Source organism: Thalassococcus profundi, assembly GCF_003344785.1.
Lineage (GTDB): Bacteria > Pseudomonadota > Alphaproteobacteria > Rhodobacterales > Rhodobacteraceae > Puniceibacterium > Puniceibacterium profundi.
Window position 1 is genome coordinate 365,235 of record NZ_QPMK01000003.1, and the last position, 19,032, is coordinate 384,266.

A 19,032-nucleotide genomic window follows, 5' to 3' on the forward strand; every position below is an offset into this window, starting at 1 on the left:
ATTGCGGCGGGTCATATGGACAAAGCGGGCCGTTTGGCGGGCATTGTCGCTAGATCGTCGACCATCCAGACCGGTCTGGGTGCCAAATGTGGCCATCGGGCCGGTTCATCTACCAATCGGCCGAATCACCTGCCTCTGTCAAACCCCCATCACTCCGCTGCGCGCAGCGTATGACCGCGGCCCGAAGCGGGCTGCGGCGCCACCGGGTCGGTATCGTCCCACAGGATCGTCGGAGCCGCGACGCGCCGCGCCTCGCGGTTGATCGCCCAGTCGCGCGCTGCCCGGCTGGAGCGGCCCAGGCTGAGCCGTGCCAGCAGCCGCGCGATCCAGCGCGCGTAGGTGGTGACCCAGACCCGCAGGGCCAGCATCGACGGGGTGAAGACCAGCGTCAGCACCGTGGCGATGCCCAGCCCGAAGACCACCGCCGTGGCCAGCTGTTTCCACCAGAGCGCGGTGGGGCTGTCGATGGAGTAGCCGCCCGCGAAGAAGTCGAGGCTGAGCCCGAACATCATCGGCGCGAGGCCCGCCATGGTGGTGATCGTGGTGAGCAGCACCGGGCGGATGCGATCCTCGGCGGTGCGCACGATGGCCTCGATCCGGGGCATGAAGCGGGCGTAGTCCTGATAGGTGTCGATCAGCACGATGTTGTTGTTCACCACGATTCCCGCAAGCGCGACGATCCCGGTGCCGGTCATGATGATGCTGAAGGTCTGGTCCATCACCAGCATCCCGATCAGAACGCCGGTCGTGGACAGGATGACCGCCAGCAGAACCAGCACGGCGTTGTAGAAGCTGTTGAACTGCGCCAGCAGGATGATGAACATGAGCCCCAGCGCGGCGGCGAAGGCATTGCCGAGGAACGCCTGGCTTTCCTCCTGTTCCTCCTGGTCGCCGGTCCATTCCCATTCGATGCCCGCCGGGAAGGGATCGGTGTCCAGCCATTCGGTCAGCGCCGCGATGCGTTCGTTGCCGTTGACCGGCACCACGCGCAAGTCGCCCGCGTCGAAGGCGTCCTGCACCTCCTGCGCGCTGACGCCTTCCGCATGGGTGTCAAGGGCGTAGCGGGCCCCGGCGGGATCGCTCAGCAGCGATGTTCCGGGGGGCGCTTCGGCACCGTCTTCGAGCACACGCACCAGGGCGCGGGTTTCGGGACCTTCCGGGCCGGTCGCCACCAGCTTGGCCAGGTCCGGCAGCACGTCGGCCTTGACGTCGAAAACGCGCTTCTGGTCGATGCGGTTGATCTCGGCCAGTTTGGCGACCGGTTCGCGCGTGACGAAGTTCGACAGCGGCACAAGCCCGTCGGCGGTGCGCACGCGCAGCGTGTCGAGCGTGCTGAGCACCCGGTCGGATTCCGGCAGGCGCACGCGGATGTCGATTTCCTCGTCCGAGCTGTCGACGCGCATGGTGTCGAGCAGCAGGCCGCGCGTCACCAGCTGCACCATGGCGCCCACGGTGGCCACGTCGGCGCCGTAGCGCCCGGCCTTTTCCACGTCGACGTCGATCTGCCAGTCGATGCCGGGCAGGGGGCGCGTGTCCTCGACCAGCGTCAGGCCCGGCGTCGTGTCGAACCGGTCGCGGGCCGTGGCGGTGGCCGCCAGCAGCGTGTCCCAATCCTGGCCGGCAAGGCGCAGGTGCAGCGGCTTGCCGCTGGCGGGGCCCTGGGCGAGGTTCAGGATCTCGGTCTGCACACCCGGCAGCTTGTCCAGTTCGGCGCTGAGTTCGGCCAGCACCACGTCGCCGTCAAGCTCCGGCTGGTCGGCGCGTTCCTCCCACGGGATGGTCTCGAGCTGGACCTGGCCGATGGTGTCGGCGGGCGCCTCGGCGCCGCCGGTGTTGTTGCCAAGGCCGCCGTCGCCGGCGAAGGCAAAGGCGGAGCGGATGCCGGGATGCGCCAGCACGATGGCTTCGGCGCGTTTGACCAGCGAGTCCTTTTCCTCGAGGCTCAGGTTGCCGCGTGCTCGGACGTAGACGATGGCCTGTTCGGGTTCGGATTCCACGAAGAACTCGACGCCGTTGTTGTTCTGGCCGAAGTAGGTGAAGACCGACATGACGAAGAACCCGACCGCGCCGATGGTCACCAGCGGCATCACCGGGTTGCCGGCGATGAGCTTGATGACATGGCCAAAGAGCGTCCGGCGCTTGGTGCCGTCGATGCGGCGGCGTCGGCGTTCGATGCGGGCGGCGTCCAGCACGATGGAACAGGCGACGGCGAAGACCAGGAAGACCACGATGCCCGGCAACATGCCGACGAAGCCCGGAGCGACGGGCGGGAAAAGGTAGGCCGGGTTCAGCACCATCATCGCGCCGATGAAAAGCCCCATCAGCACCACCGGCACCAGCGCCGCGCGCACGATCCAGGGCGTCGCCCGCTTGAGCGCGTCTGTGGCGTTGTTGAGCATGCGGCTGAACCGTCCGGTGACGCCGCCCATCACCGGCAGGTAGACCAGCGCCACCACCAGCGACGCCGACAGCACGAAGATCAGCGTGACCGGCAGCATGCCCATGAACTCGCCCGGCACGCCGGGCCAGAACAGCATCGGCAGGAAGGCGCAGAGCGTCGTCGCGGTCGAGCTGACCACCGGCCAGAACATGCGCTTGGCCGCCTCCACGTAGGCGGTCATCGGGCCGGCGCCTTCGGAGATGCGCTTGTCGGCGTATTCCACCACCACGATGGCGCCGTCGACCAGCATGCCCACGGCGAGGATCAGGCCGAACATGACGATGTTCGACACGCTCACGCCCATCAGTGCCAGGAAGGCGAAGCAGAGCAGGAAGGAGGTCGGGATCGCGAAACCCACCAGCAGCGCCGGACGGGTGCCGAGGGCGGCGAGCACCACGATCATCACCAGCGCGATGGCGGTCAGCACCGACCCTTCGAGCTGGCGCACCATGCTGTCGACCTGGCGGCTCTGGTCGTTGCTGGTGCCGGCCTCGACCGCGGCCTGCAATTCCTCGGGCCATTCGGCGCGCGCGGCGGCGACCTCTGCTTTCACCAGCGCCACCGTGTCGATGAGGTTGAAGCCCTTGCGCTTGACCACCTGCAGGGCGACCGTGTTCTCGCCGTTGAACCGCGCCGTGCCGGTGCGATCCTCGAAGGTCAGGTTGATCGTCGCAAGATCGCCCAGCGTCACCACGCGGTCGCCGTTGACCTTGACCGGCAGGTCGTAGACGTCGCGCTGGTCGTTGAAGCTGCTGGGGATCTTGACCGCGAAGGCGCCGCCGCGGGTCTCCACCTCGCCGGCGGCGATCAGCTGGTTGTTGTTGCGCACCACGTTGATCAGCTCGGAGGCGGTGACGTTATAGGCTTCCAGCCGCAGCGGGTCGATCACCACTTCGAGCATCTCGTCGCGGCTGCCCGCGATCCCGGCCTCGAGCACCGCGTCCAGTGCCTCCAGCCGGTCCTGCAGGTCCTTGGCCACCTGCACCATGGTGCGTTCCGGCACCGGGCCGGTGAGGTTCACGATGACGATGGGAAATTCGGAGAAGTTGATCTCGTTGATCGAATACTGCTCTGCCCCGTCGGGAAACTTGGCCTGCGCCTTGGTCATGGCGTCGCGCACATCGGCCATGATCTTGGTCTTGTCCCAGCCGAATTCGAATTCCATCTGCACGCCGGCATAGCCCTCGGCCGCCGTTGCGCCCAGCGTCTTCAGACCGTCGAGATCGGCCAGTTCGGTCTCCATCGGCTGCACGAGCAGCGTCTCGGAATCTTCGGCGGAAATGCCGGGGAAGGGGACCGACACGAAAAGCGCCGGGATCTCGATGTCGGGCTCGCCTTCCTTTGGCAGCGAGACGTAGCAATAGGCGCCCACCACGAGGCTCAGGACGATGAAGGCGATGACCATGCGGGCGCGGCCCGCGGCCCAGTCGACGATGCCGGTCATTGGATCACGTCCTCGTAACTTGGCGCCACGGGAACGCCGTCCGTGACGTATTCCTGGCCCACGGTGATGACCTTGGCGCTGTCCGGCAGGCCGGTCACCCAGATGCCGTCGCGGGTGTCGCGCAGGACCTGCACCGGCATGAAAAGCGCGGTGTCGTCCTCGGCCACGGTGCGCACGCCCAGCGTGCCCTCGTCATCGAGCGTCAGCACCGACGAGGGCAGCAGATGCGCCATGGCGCCATCGGCCTGGATCGCGATTTCGGCGGTCTGGCCGCTGCGCAGCGCAAGGTCGCCGTTGTCGACGGTGATCTCGACCCGGAAGGTGCGGGTGGTCGGATCGGCGTCGCGCGACAGGAAGGTGACCTTGCCGGCGATTTCGCCGCCCTGCGTCAAGCGCGCCCCGGCCTGGGCGCCGACCTCGACCCGCGCCACTTCGGTTTCCGGCACGAAGGCCACGAGCTTGAGCGGATCGAGCTGCAGGATCGTGGCGCAGGTGGCGTTGCCGCCCTGGGTCTGCATCAGGCTGCCCAGCTCGGCGGTGTCCGACTCGAGCACACCGCCGAAGGGCGCGGTGATGGTCAGGTCGTCGATTTCCGCCTCTATCCGGGCCAGCGCCGCGGTGGCGCTTTCGATGGCGGCATCCACACCTTCGCGGCCCGAGCGGGCGGCGGTGAGTCCCGCCTCGGCGCTGCTGACACCCGCCTCGGCGCTGCGCACGGCGGCCTCGGTGTTGGCGACGCGTGTGTCGCTGGCAAAGCCACCCTCGCTCAGCCGGCTGGCGGCATTGGCGTTGATCCGCGCCTCTTCGAGCCGTGCCTTGGCTTCTTCCAGCCGGGCCTCGGCCTCGGGGATGCGGGCCTCGACCTCGGGAATCTGGGCGCGTGCCTCGGCGACGCGGGCGCGGGCCTCGGCGAGGCTCGCGTCGCGGGTGCCGGGGTCGAGCTCGCACAGGACCTGTCCGGCCTCGACCAGGCTGCCCTTGCGCAGCGGGGTCGAGATCACCTTGCCGCCGGTTTCGGCCTGCACGTCGACCTCCCGCGTCGGCTGGGTTTCGCCGCGCAGGATCACGGCGCTGTCGATTTCCTGCGCCTGGCTCTGCATGGCGATCACCCGCACCGCGCCGGTCTCGGGCTCTTCGGGCGCCGAGGCCACGGCTTCGGGCGCCGGCTCTTCCTCGGTCATCGGTGCGTCGGGCTCGGGCGCGCCGGTGAGGGCGGCGGGGCTCAGCGCGCGGGTCAGGTCCAGCAGCCGGTCGCGTTCGATGATCACGCCGTAGAGGACCGCCGCCACCAGAAGCGCCGTGATGATGGGAATGATCCGCATGGTCGAAATCCTGTCTCTTGCGCCGACTCGACGCGCGCATACACGAAATATGTCATAAGTTATACGGTAAACCGCTTGGTTCAGATTAAAGAAAGCCGCAGTTGGGGGCAAGCGACAGCCGGGCGCCCCTGCCAACACGCCCCTCCGGCCCGGCGCCGCTGCTGAAAACCAAGGCGTTCTGACGCCTTGGCAGCCCTTGCCGCACAGGTTAAGAGGGGGCGAGTTCAGGACGAAAGAGGCCCAGGGTGAGCGACAGCGACAGTTTCATCGACGAAGTGTCCGAAGAGGTCCGCCGCGACCGTCTGTTCGGTCTGATGCGCCGTTATGGCTGGATCGCGATCCTGGCGGTGGTGGTGCTGGTCGCCGGGGCGGGCTGGCGCGAATATTCCGCCGCACAGGACCGCGCACAGGCCCAGGCTTTCGGTGACGCCATCCTCGCGGCGCTCGAACTGGAAGCACCCGAGGCCCGCGCCGACGCGCTGCGCGAGATCACGCCGCCGGCACCCGAGTCGGGCGTTCTGCTCGACATGCTGATCGCCGCAGAAGAGGCCAACGCCGGACAGGCCGAGGCCGCCGCGGATCGTCTGCAGGCTGCCGCCACCACCGCGGAGGCACCGCAGATCTACCGCGACATCGCCGCCTTCAAGGCGCTGGTGCAGGGCACAGACAGCCTGCCGGTCGAGGAACGCCGCATCGGGTTCGAGGCGCTGGCCACCGCGGGCAATCCGCTGCGCCTGTTGGCCGAAGAGCAGCTCGCCCTGATCGCGGTCGAGACCGGCGACACCGAGGCGGCGCTGACGCAACTTCAGGCCATCCTTGCGGATTCCGAGGTCACGGCAGGCTTGCGCCGCCGCGCCTCTCAGTTGATTGTAGCGCTCGGGGGCAGCCTGGACGCGGCCTGACCGCCGCCGGCCGTTTCGCGTCCCGCGGAGAATGACACCAAGACGAAGGGCAGCACGTTGCGACATCTCACGATCAAGACCGGTCTGGCGGGGCTGTGCCTGCTGACGATGGCCGCCTGCGCCGAACGCGAGGTCATCCTGCCCGGCGAACGCCTTGGCATCCGCGCCGGCCTTTTGGGCGAAGCGCCCGAGGCCGACCCGGTCAACCAGGCGCGCGCGGCGGCGCTGCCGGCGATGCGCTCGAACGCCGACTGGCCGCAAAGCGCCGTGAGCCCCGCGACCCGCACCGATCACGCCGCTTATTCCGGCGCGTTCTCGCCGCTCTGGTCGGTGAACATCGGACAGGGCGACAAGAAGCGGGTGCGCCTCAACGTCGATCCGATCGTGGCGGGCGGGCGCATCTTCACCATGGACAGCGCGCACACGGTCACTGCCGTCTCGACCGCGGGCCAGGTGCTCTGGACCCGCGATCTTACGCCGCTGCGCGACGACAACAGCCAGGCGCAGGGTGGCGGGCTGGCCGCGGGCGGCGGGCGGATCTATGCCGCCTCGGGCTTCGGCACGGTCACGGCGCTCGATCCCGCCACGGGGGCGGAGTTCTGGACGCAGGAGGTGGACAACACCGCCACCGGCGCGCCGACCTACCTGGACGGGCTGGTCTACGTGACCTCGGGCGACAGCGTCGGCTGGGCCATCGAGGCCGATACCGGCCGCGTGCGCTGGCAGATCGACGGGGTGTCGGACATCAACAACGTCGCGGGCGCCCCGGCACCGGCGGTGAACGACGACCGTGTGATCTTTTCCTTCGGCGGCGGCACGCTGCAATCGGCCTTCCGCAAGGGCGGGCTGCGGCTCTGGAACGCCGACGTGGCGGGCACCCGCAACGGCTTCTCCATCGGCAAGATCGACGACATCACCGGCGACCCGCTGATCTCGGGCAACACGCTTTATGTCGGCAACCATTCGGGCCGGGTCGTCGCCTTCGACGTCAATTCCGGCGACCGGCTCTGGACCGCGCGGGACGGCGCGCTGAACCCGATCTGGCCGGCGGGCGATTCGGTCTATTTCGTTTCGGACCGCAACCAGCTGATCCGGCTCGATGCCACCGATGGCAGCCAGGTCTGGGCGGTGGACCTGCCGGGCTACGAGCCGACACGCAATCCGCAACGCCGCCGCGACAGCTTCTACGCCATGCACGGGCCGATCCTGGCCGGTGGCCGGCTGATCGTCGCCGGATCCGACGGCGCGCTGCGCGCCTTCGATCCCGCCGACGGGCGGCTGGTGGGCACGGCACCGCTGGCCAATGGCGCGACGACACGGCCGGTGGTGGCGGGCGGCGTGCTTTACGTGGTCAATACGCGCGGCGAACTCCTCGCTTTCCGTTGAGGCCAAAATGCGCTAGGCGGGCGGCTTGACACCAGCCGGAGTCGTCTGATGAGCTTTACCCTCGCCATCGTGGGCCGCCCCAACGTGGGCAAATCCACGCTGTTCAACCGCCTTGTGGGCAAGCGCCTGGCGCTGGTCGACGACCAGCCCGGCGTCACGCGCGACCTGCGCGAGGGCGCGGCGCGGCTGGGCGATCTGCGCTTTACCGTCATCGACACGGCAGGGCTGGAAGAGGCCACGGACGAGTCGCTGCAGGGCCGGATGCGCAAGCTGACCGAACGGGCCGTGGACATGGCCGACGTCTGCCTCTTCATGATCGACGCGCGGGTGGGGATCACGCCCACCGACGAGGTCTTTGCCGAGATCCTGCGCAAACGGTCGAAACACGTGATCCTCGCCGCCAACAAGGGCGAAGGTTCGGCCGCCGATGCCGGTGTGCTCGAAGCCTACGGGCTGGGGCTCGGTGAGCCGGTGCGGCTCTCGGCGGAGCACGGAGAGGGGCTGAACGACCTCTATTCGCAATTGATGCCGCTCGCCGATGCCTTCGAGGAAAAGGCGAAGGAGGCCGAGAACGAGGCGCCGGAACTCGACGTGGACGTGGGCGAAGAGGACGAGGACGCGCCGCGCCCGATCACCGACGCCAAGCCCCTGCAGATCGCCGTGGTAGGCCGCCCCAACGCCGGAAAATCCACTTTGATCAACCAGATTCTCGGTGAAGAGCGTCTGCTGACCGGTCCCGAGGCCGGGATCACCCGCGACGCCATCTCCGTCCGCCGCGACTGGGATGGCGTGCCGATGCGCATCTTCGACACGGCGGGCATGCGCAAGAAGGCCAAGGTGCAGGAAAAACTCGAGAAAATGTCGGTCTCGGACGGGTTGCGCGCAGTCGAGTTCGCCGAAGTGGTGGTGGTTCTGCTGGACGCCGCGATCCCGTTCGAACAGCAGGACCTGCGCATCGCCGACCTGGCCGAGCGCGAGGGCCGTGCGGTGGTGGTCGCGGTCAACAAGTGGGACATCGAGGAAGACCGGCAGGGCAAGCTGAAGATGCTGCGCGAGGAGTTCACCCGCTTGCTGCCGCAGCTGCGCGGCGCGCCGCTGGTGACGGTCTCGGCCAAGACCGGGCGTGGGCTCGACCGGCTGCACGCGGCGATCCTCAAGGCCTATGCGGTCTGGAACCGCCGGGTCAGCACCGCGCAGCTCAACCGCTGGCTGGCGGGCATGCTGGAACAGCACCCGCCGCCCGCGCCGCAGGGCCGCCGGATCAAGCTGCGCTACATGACCCAGGCCAAGACCCGGCCCCCGGGGTTCGTGGTGATGTGTTCGCATCCCGACAAGATGCCCGACAGCTATTCGCGCTATCTTGTCAACGGCTTGCGCGACGATTTTGACATGCCCGGCACGCCGATCCGGCTGCACATGCGCGGCCAGTCCGACAAGAACCCCTACAAGGGAAAGCGCAAGGTCAACGCCGGGGCGCTGACAAAACACCTTGGGAAGGGGCCGCGCAAGGGCTGACCTCATTGCCCGTGGTGAGGGCGGGAGCGAGGGGCCAGCCCCTCGCGCTCCCCGGAGATTTATTTGGCAAGATGAAGAGGGATCGGGGTGGCGGGGGCTGCGCTTTGAGTCCCTGAGGTTTCGGGACGGACCGCGGCGGACCGGCGTGACCTGTGGGGGGCGGCGTAGCCCAAGGGTGCGCTATTCCGTATCGGTGCCGCGCAGCGCCAGGATCGCGAGGATGCCGATGATCGACAGGCCGACAACGGCGATGTTGAGCGGGGCGGTGTTGGCAACGATGATGCCCACCAGTGCCCAGATCACCGTGATGCCGTATTCCGGCGCGCGGTGCAGGCGGTACTGCACCGTGAGCGCGATGGCGAGACCGAGGCACAGCGCCAGCAATGCGGCGGGCGTCTCGGGCAGCAGGCCGTAGCCCGCTAGCACCAGACCGACCGAGACGCTGCTGGCGGCGGTGAGCCAGCCGGCGTAGACCGCCACCGGCGCCTGCTGCCACGCCCGGTCGGTGTCGCCGACGCGGAAGAGCGACCGCAGCGCCGTGGCCAGCATGATCCAGATCAGCACCGTCGCGCCAAGCACCGAAACCTGCGCCAGGGGCAGCCAGACCGCACCGAGCGCGAGGCTCAGGACCAGAGGCGGGCGCATCTCGGCCCAGTCGGGGTCGTCACCGCGCTTGACCGCGCCGTAGGCCGCGCCGGCGATCAGCCAGACGTAGATCAGACCCCAGATCGCGAAGGCATAGCCCGCGGGCTGTACCGGAGGGTCGTCCTGCGGCACCGGGAACTGGTCCGGCGAAAAGCCGTTGAAGCCGGGCGCCAGCCAGGGCGACGCGGCGAAGGCCAGCGCCGCGATCAGCGTCAGGATCGACCAGATGCGGGTCATCGTCAGGCAAGCTCCCCTGTGGCCGTCAGCACGRTCTTGCCGCGCAGCCACGGATGCAACGCCTCTGGAAGCGTCACGGATCCATCCGCCTGCTGGCCATTTTCGAGTACCGCGATCAACGCGCGCCCGACGGCGAGGCCGGAGCCGTTCAGCGTGTGCAGGAATGCCGGCTTTCCGCCGTCCGCGGGCTTGAACCGGGCGTTCATCCGCCGGGCCTGGAAATCGCCGCAGGTCGAGACCGAGCTGATCTCGCGGTAGGTGTTCTGCCCGGGCAGCCAGACCTCGATGTCATGGGTCCGCCGCGCGCCGAAGCCCATGTCGCCGGTGCAGAGCACCACGGTCCGGTAGGGCAGCTCCAGCGCTTCGAGGATGGCCTCGGCGCAAGCCGTCATGCGGGCGTGTTCCTCTTCAGATTTCTCCGGATGGGTGACCGAGACCATCTCGACCTTCTCGAACTGGTGCTGGCGCAACATGCCTGCGGTGTCGCGCCCGGCGCTGCCCGCTTCCGAGCGGAAGCACTGGGTGTGGGCGACGTAACGGCGGGGCAGGTAGCCTTCGTCGACCGTCAGCCCGTTGACGATGTTGGTCAGCGTCACCTCGGCGGTGGGGACCAGCCACCAGCCGTTGGTGGTGCGGTAGCTGTCCTCGCCGAACTTGGGCAACTGCCCGGTGCCCAGCATCATCTCGTCGCGGACCAGCACCGGCGTCCAGGTCTCGGCCAGCCCGTGCTGTTCCACATGGGTGTCGAGCATGAACTGCGCCAGCGCCCGGTGCAGACGCGCCACCCCGCCCGAGAGCAGCATGAAGCGGCTGCCCGAGAGCTTAGCGGCGGTTTCGAAATCCATGCCGGGGATCACGCCCGCGATCTCGTAATGCTCCTTCGGGGTGAAGTCGAATGTGCGTGGCGTGCCCCAGCGCCTGATCTCGACATTGTCCGACTCATCCGCACCGTCAGGCACGTCGGCGTAGGGCAGGTTGGGCAGGCCCAGGAGCAGGGCGGTCAGCTCCTCGTCCAGCGCCTTGGCGCGGGCCTGCATCTCGGTCACCTCGGCCTTCTTCTCGGCGACCATGGCGCGCAGGCGGTCGAATTCGGCCTCGTCGCCGCTGGCCTTCGCCGCGCCCACGTCCTTGGCAGCGCGCTTCTGGTCGGCTTGCGCAGTCTCGGCGGCATGGATCGCGGCGCGGCGGTCCTCGTCGAGCTTCAGGACCTGCGCAGAGACCGGCTCGCCCCCGCGGCGGGTCAGGGCGGCGTCGAAGGCGGCGGGGTCGTCACGAAGGGCGCGGAGGTCGTGCATGGGGCGGATCCTTGGAATGAGTCGCGCCTGCCTTATGCAACATCTTTGCCGGGAGGTGTAGGGCGGGGGTGGCGGCAGCTTCGATCGTCGAGCGGCGGGGCCGGTTTGTCGCCTTGCAAAGCCCCGTCTCACGACATAGGTAATGCCAAATTCTGCGGGGGGTGCGCCCCGCCTTTGTGACAGGAGCATCCCATGGACGGCAGTGCCTTCGCCCAGTTCATTCCCCTCATCCTCATCTTCGCGATCATGTATTTCCTGCTGATCCGCCCGCAGCAGAAAAAGCTGAAGGAGCATCAGAAGATGGTCGAGGGGCTGCGCCGGGGCGATCAGGTCGTGACCCAGGGCGGGCTGATCGGCAAGGTCGTGAAGGTCAAGGAAAGCAACGAGATCGAGGTCGAATTGGCCGAAGGCGTCAAGGTCCGCGTGGTGCAGTCCACCATCGCGCAGGTGCTGTCCAAGACCGAACCCGCCAATTCCTGATTTTCCTGCCCTAGGCGCCCGTCATGCTTCAGATCGATCTTTGGAAACGCATCCTCATCTGGGGCATCGTGGCGCTTGGCGTGTTTCTCGCGCTGCCCAATGCCTTCTACACCCGGGTCGAGACGCATAACGACGCGGTGACCGCGATCGAGCGGCAGGGCGCCACGCCCGAGCGCGAAGCGGTCGCTGCGGGCTGGCCGTCCTTCCTGCCGTCGGGGCTGGTGAATCTCGGTCTCGACCTGCGCGGCGGCGCGCATCTGCTGGCCGAGGTGCAGGTCGAGGATGTCTATGCCCAGCGGCTCGAGGCGCTCTGGCCCGAGGTGCGCGACGCGCTGCGGCCCGAGCGCGACACGGTGGGCACGATCCGCCTGCAGCCCTCTGGTCCGATGGAACTGCGCATCCGCATCTCGCAGCCCGACGGCATGGCCCGGGCGCTCGAGGTGGTGCGCGGGCTGGCGCAGCCGGTGGTGTCGCTGACCGGCGCCGGAGAGACCGACCTTGCGGTGTCGGGCGATGGCGACGAGATCGTCGTGCGCCTCTCTGAAGCCGAGCGGCAGGCCACCGACGAACGGACCGTGCGCCAGAGCCTCGAGATCATCCGCCGCCGTATCGACGAGGTCGGCACCCGCGAACCGACGATCCAGCGCCAGGGCAGCGACCGCATCCTGATCCAGGTGCCGGGCATCGGGTCCGCCGCCGAGCTGAAGGAGATCATCGGCACCACCGCGCAGCTGACCTTCCAGCCGGTCGTGGGCCGCGGCGCGAGCGCCAATGACAGCCCCGGCATCGGCAACGAGATCCTGCCGTCGCTGGACGAGGAGGGCGTGTTCTACGAGTTGGAACAGGCGCCTGTCGTCACCGGCGAAGAGCTGGTCGACGCCCAACCCAGCTATGACCAGAACGGCCGTCCCGCGGTCAGCTTCCGGTTCAACCCGGCGGGAGCGCGCAAGTTCGGCGACTACACCGCCGAGAACATCGGCAACCCCTTCGCCATCGTGCTCGACGACGAGGTCATCAGCGCGCCGGTGATCCAGAGCCATATTCCCGGCGGGTCGGGCATCATCACCGGCAACTTCTCGGTCGAGGAGTCCACGAACCTCGCCGTGCTGCTGCGCGCCGGTGCGCTGCCCGCGGGCCTCGAATTCCTCGAGGAACGCACGATCGGGCCGGAGTTGGGGCAGGACAGCATCGACGCGGGCAAGATCGCCACGGTCGTCGCCTTCTCTGCCGTGCTGGTCTTCATGTTCCTGAGCTACGGGCTGTTCGGCATCTTCGCCAACATCGCGCTTATCCTCAACATCGCCCTGCTCTTCGGCTTGCTGAGCCTGATCGGCGCCACGCTGACCCTGCCGGGCATCGCCGGCATCGTGCTGACCGTCGGCATGGCGGTCGACGCCAACGTGCTGGTCTTCGAGCGGATCCGCGAGGAGTTGCGCACCGCGAAGGGGCCGGCGCGAGCGATCGAACTGGGCTACGAAAAGGCGCTGAGCGCCATCGTCGACGCCAACCTCACCACGATCATCACGGCGACGATCCTCTTTGCCATGGGGTCGGGGCCGGTGCGCGGTTTCGCCATCACGCTGGGGCTGGGGATCATCACCTCGGTCTTTACCGCGATCTTCGTCACGCGGCTGATGATCGTCATCTGGTTCGGGCGCACCCGTCCGAAAACCATCGAAGTCTGAGAGGGCCACCCCATGCGCATGCGTCTCGTACCCGAGATCACCAACTGGGACTTCTTCGGCCGCTCGAAGCTGTGGCTGGGCATTTCGGCGCTGATGATGGTCGTGGCCTTCGTCTCCTTCCTGCTTCAGGGCCTGAACTACGGCATCGACTTCCGGGGCGGCACGACGATCCGCACCGAAAGCCCGAGCGCCGTGGACGTGGGCGCCTATCGCGACGCCCTGCAGCCGCTGGAGCTGGGCGACATCACCATTTCCGAGGTCTTCGACCCCAGCTTTGGCGACGACCGCAACGTTGCGATGATCCGTGTACAGGCACAGGACGATCAGGAGGCGGTGTCGGCCGATCTGATCGCCCAGATCGAGGCGGCGCTGAGCGAGGTTGCGCCGGACATCACCTTTGCCTCGGTGGAATCCGTCGGTCCCAAGGTGTCGGGGGAATTGATCCAGACCGCGGTGATCGCGGTGCTTCTGGCCATCGGCGCGGTGCTCATCTACATCTGGCTGCGGTTCGAATGGCAATTCGCCGTGGGCGCGGTGCTGGCGCTGGTCCATGACGTTCTGCTGACCATCGGCGTCTTTTCCGAGCTTCAGATCAAGTTCGACCTCGCGATCATCGCGGCGCTGCTGACCATCGTGGGCTATTCGCTCAACGACACGGTGGTGGTCTTCGACCGTGTGCGCGAGAACTTGATCAAGTACAAGAAGCGCGACCTCAAGGAAGTGCTGAACATCTCGATCAACGAGACGCTCAGCCGGACGATCATGACCTCGCTGACCACGATGCTGGCGCTGGTCGCCATGTTCGTGCTGGGCGGCGACGTGATCCGCGGCTTCGTCTTCGCGATGATGTGGGGCATTCTGGTGGGCACCTATTCGTCGATCTTCGTGGCCAGTGCGATCCTGCTGTGGCTTGGGGTCAAGCGCGACTGGACCAAGCCCGACGCCACCGCCGGAAATCAGTACGCCGACATCGATGCCTGACCTGCTGGCCGAGGCCCTGGCGTTGCCGGGGCTGGGCCTTCTGATCGGGACGGTCTTCATCTCGGGCATCGTTTACGGCTTTGCCGGGTTCGGCGCCGCCATGGTGGTGATGCCGGTCGCCGCCCGCCTGCTGCCCATCGAGGTCGCCGTCGCCGCCTTCAACGTCTCGGCCCTGTCGTCTCTGGTCACCGTTGTGCCGCGCGCCCTGGGCCAGGTCGAACGGCGCGGCGTGTCGGTGATGATCCTGACCGCGACGATCACCGTATCGCTGGGCATCTGGGTGCTGCGCCACGCGGATGTCACGCTGCTGCGGTGGGCGGTTGTCGGCGTCTGCACGGTGACGCTGGTGGCGCTGATGGCCGGGTGGCGCACGCGGCTCGCGCCGACGCTGCGGCTGCGGGCGCTGGTGGGCGGCGCGTCGGGGTTCGTCGGCGGGGCGACGGGGCTGATGGGGCCGGTCATGGTGCTGTTCCAACTCGCGGGCCGCGACAGTGTGGCGCAGTCCCGCGCCACGGCGGTGGTCTTTCTGACCCTGACCAGCCTTCTGCTGCTGCCGCTCATGGCGGTGCAGGGCGCGCTCACAGGCGCTGCGGTGGCGCTTGGACTGGTGCTCTTGGTGCCGTATGGCATCGGTACGGCGATTGGCCAGTGGCTCTTTCAACCTAAGCTTGAAAGACTTTATCGTGCCGTGGCCTATGCTATTATCGCTATGGCAATCCTTTCCGGCTTGCCCTTATGGGATAGAGGAAGCTGACATGCGCCTCAATGAAGTCACGTTCACCGATGCCCTGCCGGTCGATGGCTATGGCCCCGGTTTTTTCCGTATCGCTGGTAAACCGATCGAAGGCGCCATCTGCCTGAGCGCCAATGGCACCCAAAGCTGGGGCGGCATCGAGGATGCCGACACGCTGCTGGCGCTGGCGGGCGAGGTGGATGTGCTTTTCGTCGGCACCGGGGCCGAGATCGCGCATCTTCCCACCAGCCTGCGCCAACGGCTCGAAGACAGCGGCATCGGGGTCGAGGTGATGAACTCGCCCTCCGCCTGCCGCACCTACAACGTGCTCTTGTCCGAAGGGCGCCGGGTCGCGGTGGCCGCCGTCCCGGTCTGAGCCGGCGTTTGGCGCTTTTGCCGGGGAACGAGACGCGCTAAGCCTCTGGCATGAATCTGACGGTTTCCGATCTCAGCGTCGCGCGCGGCGGCGTGCCGGTGCTGGACGGCGTGGCTTTCGACCTGCCGCCGGGCCGGGCGTTGGTGCTGCGCGGGCCGAACGGCGCCGGAAAGACGACGCTTTTGCGCACCATCGCCGGATTGCAGCCCGCCGAAGCCGGGCGCATCGAAGGCGCGGAGGATCGCATCGCCTATGCGGGTCACGCGGACGGGCTCAAGGCGATGCTGAGCGTGACCGAGAACCTGGCGTTCTGGGCCTCGGTATTCGGAACCTCGGACATAGACGCGGCTGTCGCGGCCTTCGACCTTGAAGAGTTGCGCGACCGGCTGGCGGGCACCCTGTCGGCCGGACAGAAGCGGCGGCTGGGTCTGGCGCGGCTGATGGTGAGCGGGCGGCCCGTCTGGGTGCTGGACGAACCCACGGTGTCTTTGGATGCCGCCTCGGTGGCGCTTTTCGCATCAGCGGTGCGGGCGCATCTGGGGCAGGGCGGCAGCGCCGTCCTCGCCACCCATATCGACCTCGGGCTGGCAGAGGCCGAGGTTCTGGACGTCGCGGCCTTCCGCGCCACGCCGCGGGCCGCCGCCGCCGACGAGGCGTTCCTGTGATCGCGCTGCTGCTCCGGGATCTCAAGCTTGCGGTGCGGGCCGGGGGTGGATTCGGGCTTGGCCTCGCGTTCTTCCTGATCGTCACGGTGCTGGTGCCCTTCGGCGTCGGGCCGGACACCGCGTTGCTCACGCGGATCGCGCCGGGTGTGCTCTGGATCGGGGCGCTGCTGGCGTGCCTGCTGTCGCTCGACCGCATCCTCGCGCTCGATTGGGAGGACGGATCGCTCGATTTGCTGGCCACCGCGCCGCTGCCGATGGAGGGCATCGTCACGGTCAAGGCGCTGGCGCACTGGATCACCACCGGCCTGCCGCTGGTGCTGGCAGCACCGGTGCTGGGCGTGCTGCTGAACCTGCCGGGGCCGGGATACCTTTGGCTGGTGGTGTCGCTGGCGCTCGGCACGCCGGCGCTGTCGGTGATCGGCACCTTCGGCGCGGCGCTGACCGTGGGGATCAAGCGCGGCGGACTGCTGCTGTCGCTGCTGGTCCTGCCACTTTACGTGCCGACCCTGATCTTCGGCGCCGAGGTGGCGCGGCGCGGCGCAGAGGGGCTGGCGGTGTCCACCCCGCTGCTGATGCTGGCCGGGATTTCCTGCGGCGTGCTGGCGCTCTTGCCCTTCGCCTCGGCGGCGGTGCTGCGGATCAACCTGCGCTGAGAACGAGGAAGTGCCCGGCGCGAACAGCGCCGCAGGTGCCGCGCCATCGCCAGACCGCCCCCCGGGCTGGCGATTGGGTGCCGTCCGCTCGGAGCATCCGGGAAGCGCAGTGGGTTGAGGAGAAACCGCAATGCTGAAAGGAGCGGTCGCAATCCTACGATTTAATGCGTTAGCCCCTGCATTCCTTCACAGGATCAACCTGCGTTGAGCAGAGCGCCCCGGCGCGAACAGCACCGCAGGTGCCGCGCCATCGCCAGACCGCCCCCCGGGCTGGCGATTGGCTGCCGTCCACTCGGAGCGTGTGTGGCGTACGGAGACTTCGGGCATAAAGCGCGAAGCTGTACGGGAGGGTCGCCATCCCGCGGTCTGGCGATGGCGCGGCACGGGAGGCTTTCGGACCGGTGCCGTTCTCGCCGCTCATCCGTGTCCGTAGGGTGGAATGAAAGCGCGAAACGGCCCGCCAGAATCGCCTCACCGCCGTCTGCCGGCAGCGCGCCACCGCTTTCGCAGGGTCACAACCCCGCGCGGAACTGTCACCTTGGCTTTCCGACCGCCTCCAAGTCATCTAAACAGCAGGGAGCAGAGGGAAATCGCCGCACATGTCGCTTTGGGAATACGCCAACCCGGTCAAGTTCATCCGCACCACGGATACCGTCCTGCCCTGGGTCTCGTGGCTGGCACTGGCCTGCCTCGTCGTCGGGCTGGTCTGGGGGTTCTTCTTCACCCCGGACGATTTCCGACAGGGTTCGACGGTCAAGATCATCTACCTGCACGTGCCCTCGGCGCTGATGGCGATCAACGCCTGGCTGATGATGCTGGTGACCTCGCTGATCTGGATCGTCCGCCGCCACCACGTCAGCGCCCTCGCCGCGAAGGCCGCCGCCCCCGTGGGCGCCACCATGACCGTGATCGCTCTGGCCACGGGCGCGATCTGGGGACAGCCGATGTGGGGGACCTGGTGGGCCTGGGACCCGCGACTCACGTCCTTCCTGATCCTGTTCCTGTTCTACCTGGGCTACATGGCGCTCTGGTCCGCGATCGAGGATGACGACACCGCCGCCGACCTCACGTCGATCCTCTGCCTCGTCGGGTCGGTCTTCGCACTGCTGTCGCGCTACGCGGTCAACTTCTGGAACCAGGGGCTGCACCAGGGCGCATCCCTCAGCCTCGACAAGGAGGAAAACGTGGCGGATGTCTTCTATTTCCCGTTGCTCGTGTGCATCGCGGGCTTCGTGCTGCTGTTCGTGGCGCTGGTCTTCCTGCGCACCCAGACCGAAATCCGTGCCCGCCGCACCCGGGCGCTTCTGGCACGGGAGCAGCGCGCATGATCCCCGATCTGGGCAAATACGCGGGCGCCGTGCTGTCGTCCTACGCGGTGTCGCTGGCGCTTATCGTGCTGCTGGTCGCGCTCAGCCTCTGGCGCGCGCGCCGGGTCCGGGCGGAGCTTGAGCGGGTCGAACAAAGGAGCAAGCGCAATGGCTAGGATCTCTCCCCTGGTGGTGCTGCCACCGCTGGTCTTCGCGGGTCTGGCGACGCTGTTCTACACCGGTATGTTCCGCGAAGACCCGCAGGGCCTGCCATCGACCCGCGTCGGCCAGCCGGCCCCCGCGATCACCGAAGAGACGCTGGCCGATTTCCCGGGACTGGAGCCGGGGATGCTGCAATCGGGCGAGGTCACGCTGGTGAACTTCTGGGCCAGCTGGTGCCCGCCCTGTCGCGCCGAACACCCGAAGTTGCTGGAGATGCAGGCCGAGGGCATGCAGATCGTCGGCGTCAACTTCAAGGATACTGCCGGGGCGGCCGAACGCTACCTCGACGACGACGGCAATCCCTTCGCCGCCGTGGCTTTCGACCCGCAGGGCCGCACGGCCATCGACTGGGGCGTCACCGCGCCGCCCGAGACCTTTATCGTGGATGGCGACGGCACCGTGCTTTTCCGCTTTGCCGGACCGCTGGTCGGCAGCGATTACGAGCAGCGATTCCTGCCCGCCCTGCAGGACGCGACCGCGCCGGATTCCATGTGAAGACGCGGCCCCGGATCGCTCCGGAGGCCGCGCAAGTTTTCCCTCGTCGAGCCCGGATCAGAGCTCGCAGACGGTCTCCACCTGCGTCTTGGCACAGGCCGGAGGGTTGTGTGTGGCGGCAAAGGCGCCGAACACGCTGAGCAGCGCAAGAGCGGCGGCCTGAACGATGGTGACAAGCTTGAACTTCATTTTGGTCTGCCTCTGCTGTGGCCCCCTCGTTGGTGGAGGGCCTGAATCGCATTTACGCAG

General features: G+C 67.7%; 18 protein-coding genes. 13 read left to right on the top strand and 5 right to left on the bottom strand.

Features of this window, described 5'->3' with window-relative positions:
• Positions 1-149 precede the first annotated feature (149 nt).
• Together DU478_RS05980 and DU478_RS05985 are read right to left on the bottom strand one after the other, a co-directional pair.
• Positions 150-3,884: an efflux RND transporter permease subunit gene (locus DU478_RS05980; protein WP_114510026.1), complete on the bottom strand. Its 3,735-nt coding sequence runs from the start codon at positions 3,882-3,884 to the stop codon at positions 150-152.
• Positions 3,881-5,206 carry an efflux RND transporter periplasmic adaptor subunit gene (locus tag DU478_RS05985; protein ID WP_114510027.1) on the bottom strand — a complete coding sequence of 442 codons (1,326 nt, stop codon included), beginning with the start codon at positions 5,204-5,206 and terminating at the stop codon, positions 3,881-3,883. The genes DU478_RS05980 and DU478_RS05985 overlap by 4 nt, the downstream gene beginning before the upstream one ends.
• A 245-nt stretch (positions 5,207-5,451) precedes the next feature.
• Here DU478_RS05985 and DU478_RS05990 point away from each other — a divergent pair, with 245 nt between their 5' ends.
• The 3 genes from DU478_RS05990 to der are packed head-to-tail and all read left to right on the top strand — an operon-like array spanning position 5,452 to position 9,009.
• Positions 5,452-6,108, top strand: coding sequence for a hypothetical protein (locus DU478_RS05990; protein ID WP_114510028.1), 657 nt, complete (start codon positions 5,452-5,454; stop codon positions 6,106-6,108).
• Between the two features lie 57 nt (positions 6,109-6,165).
• Positions 6,166-7,494, top strand: a complete 1,329-nt coding sequence (locus DU478_RS05995; RefSeq protein ID WP_233501130.1) for an outer membrane protein assembly factor BamB family protein — start codon at positions 6,166-6,168, stop codon at positions 7,492-7,494.
• Between the two features lie 48 nt (positions 7,495-7,542).
• The gene (gene der, locus DU478_RS06000) at positions 7,543-9,009 is read left to right on the top strand and encodes a ribosome biogenesis GTPase Der (RefSeq protein WP_114510029.1); all 1,467 of its coding nucleotides are present in this window, start codon (positions 7,543-7,545) and stop codon (positions 9,007-9,009) included.
• A gap of 180 nt (positions 9,010-9,189) precedes the next feature.
• Here the strand turns inward: der and DU478_RS06005 are convergent, their stop codons facing one another.
• Positions 9,190-9,891 (bottom strand): hypothetical protein, encoded by a 702-nt coding sequence (locus DU478_RS06005; protein WP_114510030.1) that lies wholly within the window; start codon positions 9,889-9,891, stop codon positions 9,190-9,192.
• Between the two features lie 2 nt (positions 9,892-9,893).
• The gene (gene serS / locus DU478_RS06010; protein WP_114510031.1) at positions 9,894-11,186 is read right to left on the bottom strand and encodes a serine--tRNA ligase; all 1,293 of its coding nucleotides are present in this window, start codon (positions 11,184-11,186) and stop codon (positions 9,894-9,896) included.
• Between the two features lie 192 nt (positions 11,187-11,378).
• Here serS and yajC point away from each other — a divergent pair, with 192 nt between their 5' ends.
• From yajC to DU478_RS06060, 10 genes are all read left to right on the top strand, one after another.
• Entirely contained in the window at positions 11,379-11,666 is a 288-nt protein-coding gene (gene yajC, locus DU478_RS06015; protein ID WP_114510032.1) for a preprotein translocase subunit YajC, read from the top strand.
• Positions 11,667-11,689: 23 nt separating this feature from the next.
• Positions 11,690-13,351, top strand: coding sequence for a protein translocase subunit SecD (gene secD / locus DU478_RS06020; RefSeq protein WP_114510033.1), 1,662 nt, complete (start codon positions 11,690-11,692; stop codon positions 13,349-13,351).
• 12 nt (positions 13,352-13,363) lie between these two features.
• Positions 13,364-14,332 (top strand): protein translocase subunit SecF, encoded by a 969-nt coding sequence (gene secF / locus DU478_RS06025; protein WP_114510034.1) that lies wholly within the window; start codon positions 13,364-13,366, stop codon positions 14,330-14,332.
• On the top strand, positions 14,325-15,086 hold the full coding sequence (locus DU478_RS06030) for a sulfite exporter TauE/SafE family protein (protein WP_114510035.1): 762 nt from the start codon (positions 14,325-14,327) through the stop codon (positions 15,084-15,086). Before secF ends, DU478_RS06030 begins: the two co-directional genes overlap by 8 nt.
• A gap of 1 nt (position 15,087) precedes the next feature.
• Positions 15,088-15,441, top strand: coding sequence for an Mth938-like domain-containing protein (locus DU478_RS06035; RefSeq protein WP_114510036.1), 354 nt, complete (start codon positions 15,088-15,090; stop codon positions 15,439-15,441).
• Positions 15,442-15,491: 50 nt separating this feature from the next.
• Positions 15,492-16,106 carry a heme ABC exporter ATP-binding protein CcmA gene (gene ccmA, locus DU478_RS06040; RefSeq protein ID WP_114510037.1) on the top strand — a complete coding sequence of 205 codons (615 nt, stop codon included), beginning with the start codon at positions 15,492-15,494 and terminating at the stop codon, positions 16,104-16,106.
• Positions 16,103-16,759 carry a heme exporter protein CcmB gene (gene ccmB, locus DU478_RS06045; RefSeq protein ID WP_114510038.1) on the top strand — a complete coding sequence of 219 codons (657 nt, stop codon included), beginning with the start codon at positions 16,103-16,105 and terminating at the stop codon, positions 16,757-16,759. Before ccmA ends, ccmB begins: the two co-directional genes overlap by 4 nt.
• A 599-nt stretch (positions 16,760-17,358) precedes the next feature.
• Complete coding sequence (locus tag DU478_RS06050) at positions 17,359-18,087, top strand: heme ABC transporter permease (protein ID WP_114510039.1); 729 nt, start codon at positions 17,359-17,361, stop codon at positions 18,085-18,087.
• Entirely contained in the window at positions 18,084-18,242 is a 159-nt protein-coding gene (ccmD, locus tag DU478_RS06055; RefSeq protein ID WP_114510040.1) for a heme exporter protein CcmD, read from the top strand. The genes DU478_RS06050 and ccmD overlap by 4 nt, the downstream gene beginning before the upstream one ends.
• Positions 18,235-18,783 carry a DsbE family thiol:disulfide interchange protein gene (locus DU478_RS06060; protein ID WP_114510041.1) on the top strand — a complete coding sequence of 183 codons (549 nt, stop codon included), beginning with the start codon at positions 18,235-18,237 and terminating at the stop codon, positions 18,781-18,783. The genes ccmD and DU478_RS06060 overlap by 8 nt, the downstream gene beginning before the upstream one ends.
• A gap of 57 nt (positions 18,784-18,840) precedes the next feature.
• On the opposite strand, the gene DU478_RS23545 is transcribed toward DU478_RS06060, so the two are convergent.
• The gene (locus tag DU478_RS23545; protein ID WP_267897086.1) at positions 18,841-18,972 is read right to left on the bottom strand and encodes a hypothetical protein; all 132 of its coding nucleotides are present in this window, start codon (positions 18,970-18,972) and stop codon (positions 18,841-18,843) included.
• Positions 18,973-19,032: the final 60 nt, after the last annotated feature.